The sequence below is a fragment of the Pseudomonas sp. 22526 genome, assembly GCF_052044735.1.
GTDB lineage: Bacteria > Pseudomonadota > Gammaproteobacteria > Pseudomonadales > Pseudomonadaceae > Aquipseudomonas > Aquipseudomonas piscium.
Map to the genome: position 1 here is coordinate 210,976 of NZ_JBQENK010000011.1, position 6,873 is coordinate 217,848.

The 6,873-nt window shown below is 65.3% G+C and carries 7 protein-coding genes; 3 read left to right on the top strand and 4 right to left on the bottom strand.

Translation table 11 applies throughout. The features are described 5' to 3' along the window. Positions 1-29: 29 nt before the first annotated feature. Positions 30-824: a diaminopimelate epimerase gene (gene dapF / locus ACTJKT_RS18835; protein WP_440788127.1), complete on the bottom strand. Its 795-nt coding sequence runs from the start codon at positions 822-824 to the stop codon at positions 30-32. A 300-nt stretch (positions 825-1,124) separates the two neighbouring features. On the opposite strand from dapF, the gene ACTJKT_RS18840 reads away from it, so the two are divergent. Both ACTJKT_RS18840 and ACTJKT_RS18845 read left to right on the top strand, forming a co-directional pair. Beyond that, positions 1,125-2,798 (top strand): MFS transporter, encoded by a 1,674-nt coding sequence (locus ACTJKT_RS18840; protein WP_440788128.1) that lies wholly within the window; start codon positions 1,125-1,127, stop codon positions 2,796-2,798. Then, the gene (locus ACTJKT_RS18845; protein WP_440788129.1) at positions 2,795-3,940 is read left to right on the top strand and encodes an HlyD family secretion protein; all 1,146 of its coding nucleotides are present in this window, start codon (positions 2,795-2,797) and stop codon (positions 3,938-3,940) included. The genes ACTJKT_RS18840 and ACTJKT_RS18845 overlap by 4 nt, the downstream gene beginning before the upstream one ends. A gap of 104 nt (positions 3,941-4,044) precedes the next feature. On the opposite strand, the gene copD is transcribed toward ACTJKT_RS18845, so the two are convergent. The 3 genes from copD to ACTJKT_RS18860 all read right to left on the bottom strand — a co-directional run bounded on the left by copD (position 4,045) and on the right by ACTJKT_RS18860 (position 5,808). Next, on the bottom strand, positions 4,045-4,908 hold the full coding sequence (gene copD / locus ACTJKT_RS18850) for a copper homeostasis membrane protein CopD (protein WP_440788130.1): 864 nt from the start codon (positions 4,906-4,908) through the stop codon (positions 4,045-4,047). Positions 4,909-4,911: 3 nt separating this feature from the next. Next, positions 4,912-5,274, bottom strand: a complete 363-nt coding sequence (copC, locus tag ACTJKT_RS18855; RefSeq protein ID WP_440788131.1) for a copper homeostasis periplasmic binding protein CopC — start codon at positions 5,272-5,274, stop codon at positions 4,912-4,914. Between the two features lie 93 nt (positions 5,275-5,367). Continuing rightward, a complete protein-coding gene (locus ACTJKT_RS18860; protein ID WP_440788132.1) occupies positions 5,368-5,808 on the bottom strand; it encodes an acetyltransferase in 441 nt (146 codons plus the stop codon). 241 nt (positions 5,809-6,049) lie between these two features. Here ACTJKT_RS18860 and ACTJKT_RS18865 point away from each other — a divergent pair, with 241 nt between their 5' ends. Next, complete coding sequence (locus ACTJKT_RS18865; RefSeq protein ID WP_440788133.1) at positions 6,050-6,670, top strand: TetR/AcrR family transcriptional regulator; 621 nt, start codon at positions 6,050-6,052, stop codon at positions 6,668-6,670. Positions 6,671-6,873: the final 203 nt, after the last annotated feature.

Sequence of the window (6,873 nt, forward strand, 5' to 3'; positions counted from 1 at the left end):
CGATAGGGCCCTTCCAGACGCCGCCCATCTCAGAACGTCCCGCTGAACACCCGCTCCACCCCACCGGCCAGCCGCACCTTGCCCTGGCCGTCCCAGCTGACGGTGACCGGGCCGCCGTCGCACAGCACCTTGACCGGGCTGTCCAGCAGGCCGCGGCGTATGCCGTTGACCGCCGCGCCGCAGGAACATGAGCCGGAACCCAGAGGGATGGCGCCGTTGCGTTCCCAGATGCGCAGGCGAATGGTCTGGCGGTCGATGACCTGGACGAAATGCACATTGGTCTTCTGCGGGAACAGCGGGTGCGCCTCGATCTGCGGGCCCAGGGTCGCCACATCGATGGCTTGCAGGTCCTCGACGAAAAAGCTGCAGTGCGGGTTGCCCATGCTGCACGCCGCCGGCTCGCCGGGCAGGGGCAGGGCCAGGCTGTCGAGGTCCGTCGCCAGCGGAATCTCCTGCCAGGCAAATTGCGGCACACCCATCTCCACCGACACCGACTGATCCTCCAGGCGCCTGCAGTGCTGGATGCCGCGAACGGTTTTCACCCGCACCGAGTCTTCGCCGCTTTCGCGCATCAGCAGGTCGGCCGCGCCCCGGGTGGCGCTGCCGCAGGTGCTCAGGCTGGAACCATCGGCATTCCAGAAGGTCAGTTGCGCCGCCGTCTCGGGGCAATCGCTGAGCACCACCAGTTGATTGAAGCCCACGCCGCGATGGCGGTCGCCCAGGGATCTGGCCAGCTCCTCGGTGATCGGGTTGTCGCGCCCACGGGCATCGACCAGCATGAAGTCGTCGCCATTGGCATGCAGCTTCTGAAAGGACAGGGGCATTGCGGGGCTCCGCGGGAGGCACAGGTGACGGCCGATTCTAGGGGGCGAGCAGCGGCAATGATAGGCAGGGCCTGTGGCGGATTTGCGTCAGCGCCAGGTGCATTTCGTCCGGCGGCCGGCAGTGGGATGAAAAAAACCTCTGCGGTGTGATTGGCTTTCAATAAAGTTCGTCAATCGAGCCCGGCAGTCTGCCTGGATCCCGAGGTTTTCCGGCACACTGCCGGGCAACCCGGAACAACTCTGGATAGTCCGCCACTCGGGCGGACATGGAACAAGGTCAGCGAATGGCAAGGTCAATGAATGGATAGCTACGCCCCGCGCAACTGGCAACCCCACGAAAAGCCCAGCTTGCCCGGTTCCCCCTCGACGCCGCTGCACCCCAGCCACAAGCGCCTGGCCTATGCCCTGGTCGGTTTGCTGGTGGCGATCACCGGCGGCCTCGGCAACGCCCTGGTGGTCGCCAACCTGCAATATCTGCAAGGGGCGCTGGGCGCGACCACGGCGGAAATGGCCTGGCTGCCGGCGGCCTACGTGATGACCAACGTGTCGATGAACCTGCTGCTGGTGAAGTTTCGCCAGCAGTTCGGCCTGCGGGCCTTTACCGAAGTGTTCCTGGTGCTTTATGCGCTGGTGACCTTCGGCCACCTGTTCGTCAACGACCTGAGTTCGGCCATCGCCGTGCGCGCGGCCCACGGCATGGTCGGCGCGGCCCTGAGTTCCCTGGGCCTGTACTACATGGTCCAGGCGTTCCCGGCGAAATGGCGGATGAAGGCCCTGGTACTGGGGCTGGGCGCCTCGCAACTGGCCTTGCCCCTGGCCCGGCTGTTTTCCGAAGACCTGCTGCAGATCGCCGAATGGCGCGGCCTGTACCTGTTCGAGCTGGGGCTGGCGCTGGCCTCCCTGGGCTGCGTGTTCCTGCTCAAGCTGCCGCCCGGCGACCGTTTCCGTACCTTCGAGAAACTCGACTTCCTGACCTTCGCCATCCTCGCCAGCGGCGTCGCGCTGCTGTGCGCGGTGCTGTCCCTGGGGCGCATCGACTGGTGGCTGGAGGCGCCGTGGATCGGCTACGCCAGCGCCGGCTCCATCGTGCTGATCCTCACTGGCCTGGCCATCGAACATAACCGCAGCAACCCGATGCTGATGACCCGCTGGCTGGGCAGCGGGGCGGCGATCCGCCTGGCCCTGGCGGTGATCCTGATCCGCATGGTGCTGTCCGAGCAGTCCACCGGCGCCGTGGGTTTTCTCCAGGCGCTGAACATGAGCAGCCAGCAGATGCGCCTGCTGTATGGGGTGATGCTGCTGGGCAGTATCGCGGGCCTGGCCACCAGCGCCCTGACCATCAATCCTTCGCACCTGCTGATGCCGCTGGTCATCTCCCTGGCGCTGATGGCCGTGGGTTCGGTGATGGACAGCTTCTCCAGTAACCTCACGCGCCCGGCCAACATGTATTTCAGCCAGTTCCTGCTGGCTTTCGGCGGGACTTTCTTTCTCGGCCCGACCATGGTCCTGGGCACGCGCAACGTGCTGACCAACCCGCGCAACCTGGTGAGTTTCTCGGTGCTGTTCGGCATTTGCCAGAACCTCGGTGGGCTGATCGGCTCGGCGCTGCTGGGGACCTTCCAGATCGTCCGCGAGAAATACCATTCCAGCCATATCGTCGAGCAACTGGTGATGATGGACCCGCGGGTGCTGGGTCGGGTGCAGAGCGGCGGGGCGGCGGTCGGCGGGATGATCGCCGACCCGCAGGCGCGTGAGTTGCAAGGCATCCGCAGCCTGGCCAGCGCCGCCACCCGCGAAGCCAACGTGCTGGCCTACAACGATGTGTTCATGCTGATCGCGGTGATCGCCGTGCTGACCATGATCTGGATCTTCATTCGCAGCCTGTGGCTGATGAGCACGACCAAGGCGGTCGCGCCCGCGACTTCAACCCCAGCCTCGACTCCCGTCCAACCCAGCGGTGCCATTTCTTCATGACCGAACCGACCATCACCACCACCAACGCCATTGCCTCGACGCCGGAAGGCAGCGCGCCGCCCTCGATGCCGATCACCGAGCCGCGTTCGCTGCGGGTGCGGATCATCTCGTCCCTGGGGTTCGCCGCGATCGCCATCACTGGCGTGCTGGTCGTGCTCTATGCCTGGCAGTTGCCGCCGTTCAGCAGCGCCATCGAAAGCACCGAGAACGCCCTGGTGCGGGGCCAGGTGACGATCATCGGGCCGCAGCTCAGCGGCTATGTGTTCGAGGTGTCGGTGCAGGACTTCCAGTTCGTCAAGGCCGGCGACCTGCTGGTGCGTCTCGACGACCGCATCTACAAGCAGCGCCTGGACCAGTCCCTGGCCCAGCTGGCATCGCAGAAGGCGGCCCTGGCCAATGTGGTGCAGCAACGCAACAGCGCCGAAGCCACCATCAAGCTGCGCCAGGCGGCGCTGGCCGACAGCCAGGCCCAGGCACGCAAGAGCGCCGCCGACCTGAGGCGCAACCAGGAACTGATCGACGACGGTTCGGTGTCCCAGCGTGACCTCGACGTGACCCGCGCCGCCAACGCCCAGACCCTCGCCGCGGTGGCCCAGGCCCAGGCGCAGCTGGACATCGCCCGCCAGGACCTGCAGACGGTGATCGTCAATCGCGGTTCGCTGGAGGCCGCGGTGGCCAATGCCGAGGCGGCGGTGCAGCTGGCGCGGATCGACCTGTCCAATACCCGGGTCACCGCGCCGCGGGATGGCCAGCTGGGGCAGATCGGCGTGCGCCTGGGGGCCTACGTCAACTCCGGGGCGCAGTTGATGGCGCTGGTGCCGAACCAGCTCTGGGTGATCGCCAACATGAAGGAAACCCAGATGGACAACATCCGCGTCGGCCAGCCCGCGAGCTTCACCGTCGACGCCCTCGGCCACCGTAAATTCCACGGCCATGTGCAGCGCATCTCGCCGGCCACCGGCTCGGAGTTCGCGTTGTTGCAGGCCGACAACGCCACCGGCAACTTCGTCAAGATCGCCCAGCGGATCCCGGTGCGCATCACCGTCGACCCCGACCAGGCACAAAGCGAGCGCCTGCGCCCGGGGATGTCGGTGGTGGTGAGTATCGATACGGCTGGGAAGGGGGATGAGCACATCGAGTGATGTGCTCCCCTTGTAGGAGCGAGGCTTGCCCGCGATAGGATCTTGAATCTGACGCNGGCGGGCCTCATCGCGGGCAAGCCTCGCTCCTACAGATGCAGATGTGCTCAGGCGGCGGTCAGTGGCGGCAGGGTGCCGAGCAGGGATACGGCGGCGATCGCGGCGATCCCCAGCAGCCATTCCAGCAGCACGCTACGGCGCAGGGTGCCCAGGTGTTGCTGGCAGTCCTCGATCCGCAGGCGGTTGAACAGGGCCAGGGCGAACATGCCGCACACCAGCAGCACCTTGATCAGCAGGATCAGGGCAAAGCCGGACAGCAGCGGGGTCGGCCACAGCTGGCCGGTCAGCACTCGCACATTGATCAGCCCGCTGAGGGTCAACCCGGCCACCAGCCCATAACCGACCCCACTGAAACGCCGCAACAGCTGACCCAGCGGCAGGCCGTCCGGCTGCCGCAGAATCATCAGCAGCACCAGCAAACCGCCGAGCCACAGACTGACGCAACCCAGGTGGAGGATCTGGTTGAGGATCAGCAACCGGCCGCCGAGGCCGTCGAGCATGGCGCCGTGACCCACCGGGGCGAGGGTGGCCAGCAGCAGGGCGGCGAGGATCAGCCGTAGCGCCAGCCGCTCACCCAGGCGGGTCAGCAGCAACACCACCAGCGCGCCATTGAGGAGCAGATGCCAGGTCCAGACCTGGCCGAAGAAGGTGTTGCCCAGCACCAGTCGCAGGGTGGCCGGGTCCAGGGCCGCGGCGCCGCTGCCGGCCATGCTGGCGGTGATCAGCAGCAACCAGCAGATGCCCGTGGCCAGGGCGATCCCGGTCAGCCAGCGACCGAGTCGGGTCAGGTTGCGATCCAGTGCGGCAAAGGGCTGGCGCCCCAACAGCAAGGGCCTGAACACCCAGGCCCCGAACAGCAGCAGGACTGCCGCGAAATGCACGAAGCGGCAGAGCACCAACAGGGTCGACATCGGTTACTGGCCGACCTTGAAGCTGTAGCTGCCTTCGCTCGTGTGGGTATCGACCGACACTGCGTGCCACTCGACCTTGTAGGCGCCCGCCGCCAGTGGCGCCGCCGGGGTCACGATCAGGGTCTTCTTGTCCGCGCCTTCGGTGGCCAGGGTTTTGACGGCGACCGCCGCGCCATCCTTGCTCAGGCTGACTTTGGTGAAGGCCGCCTCGACGCCTTCGGAGAACACCAGGCGCAGTTCGCTTGGCACGCTCACCGTGCTGTCGGCGGCCGGGGTTTGGCTTTGCAAATGAGCATGGGCGAAGGCCGAGGAGGCGGCGACGAGAGAGGCCAGCAGGGCGCTGGTGGTCAGGAGTTTTTTCAGCATGGGAAATACCTGTTCAATGAGTGTCGGGTAGTCGCTGCGTCGATGAGTATAAGGACCGCGGCAGGGTCGCTGGATGAAACATCGGCGCGCTGTTCAAGGGGTTTTCAAGCGCATATGGATAATTGGGAACGGCCGGCCCTGGCCATCGGTTTCCGAGCGGCCGATGTCTTCGAAACCGTAGTGCCGATAAAAACCATGGGCCTGGGGGTTCTGTTCGTTGACGTCGACGCTGAGCCGCGGATGCCGGCTGCGCACGTGGTCCAGCAGTTGTCGGCCGACCCCCTGGCCACGGCGGGCCGGTTCGATAAACAGCATTTCCACCTTTTCGCCGGCGCTGGCGATAAAGCCGGCCGGGGTGCCGTCGTCGTCCTCCAGCAGCCAGACCTCGAGGGCCGGCAGGTAGGTGTCGCGCACCAGGGGGTAGAGCAGCTGGATATCCTCTTCGCTAATGAAGTCGTGGGTGGCCCGCACCGAGCGGTCCCACAGGGCGGCAAGCTGCGGATCGTCCGCTGGCCAGCGTTTTCGAATGTGCATGAGCATGATCCATGGCGGCGTTGCAGGATGGCCGAAACCCTCAAGGCATTCGGCGGCGAAAGTCCTGCCTGCATGTCCGTGTCGCGAATCAACGCCTGGACGGAACACTTCAGGTGCCTGGGAATAAGGCGGGAAGGATCCTAACCAATCGTTTTTGCCGGGGAAAGCCAGGTACAGGAAGTTTCGTTTTTGTACGAGGGCCAATGGTAGTCTTGCAGCAGACTGTTTGCAGGGAGCCCATATGGGCAATCACAAGATCGGGATCCGTCGCAGCAACGTCGAGAAGATCCTCCTGGCGGCGGAAAAGGTGTTCGCCGAAAAAGGTTTCAGCGGCACCGCCATGGCCGATATCGCCGCCGAGGTGCAGTTGCCGCGCTCCAACCTGCATTACTACTTCAGCACCAAGAGCGAGCTGTACAGCGCGGTGCTGCTGGAACTGCTGGAACTGTGGAAGCAGGACGCCCTGTGCTTCGAGATGTTCGACGACCCGCGGGTGGTGCTCAGCAGCTACATCCGCGCCAAGATGAACCATTCCCGCAGCCGGCCCTATGGCTCGAAAGTCTGGGCCAACGAAATCATCCACGGCGCGCCGACCCTGGGCGAGGCGCTGGATGCCAGCCTGTACGATTGGGCGAAGATGAAGGAAGCGAAGATCCGCCAGTGGGTCGACGACCAGCGCATCCTGCCGGTGGAACCCTCGAGCCTGCTGTACATGATCTGGGCCTCGACCCAGCACTACGCCGACTTCGACCACCAGATCATGATTATCAACGACCACCAACCGCTGTCGGACATGCAGTTCGAAAAGGCGGTGCAGACCGTGACCAGCGTGATCTTGCGCGGGATTGGGTTGGAGCCCTGAGACCCCTGCGAACCCGTAGCCGCTGCCGAGCCCTGGCGAGGCTGCGATCGAGGACGCAGTCCTCGCCAAACCTGTCCACGCGCTTTACCGGAAAGAATGCGGCGCCTGGTTTTGCGACCGCTTCGCAGTCGATCGCAGCCTCGCCGGGGCTCGGCAGCGGCTACAGGCAGGTCGTGCGTGTCATCGTTTACGTCCTTCGCGGG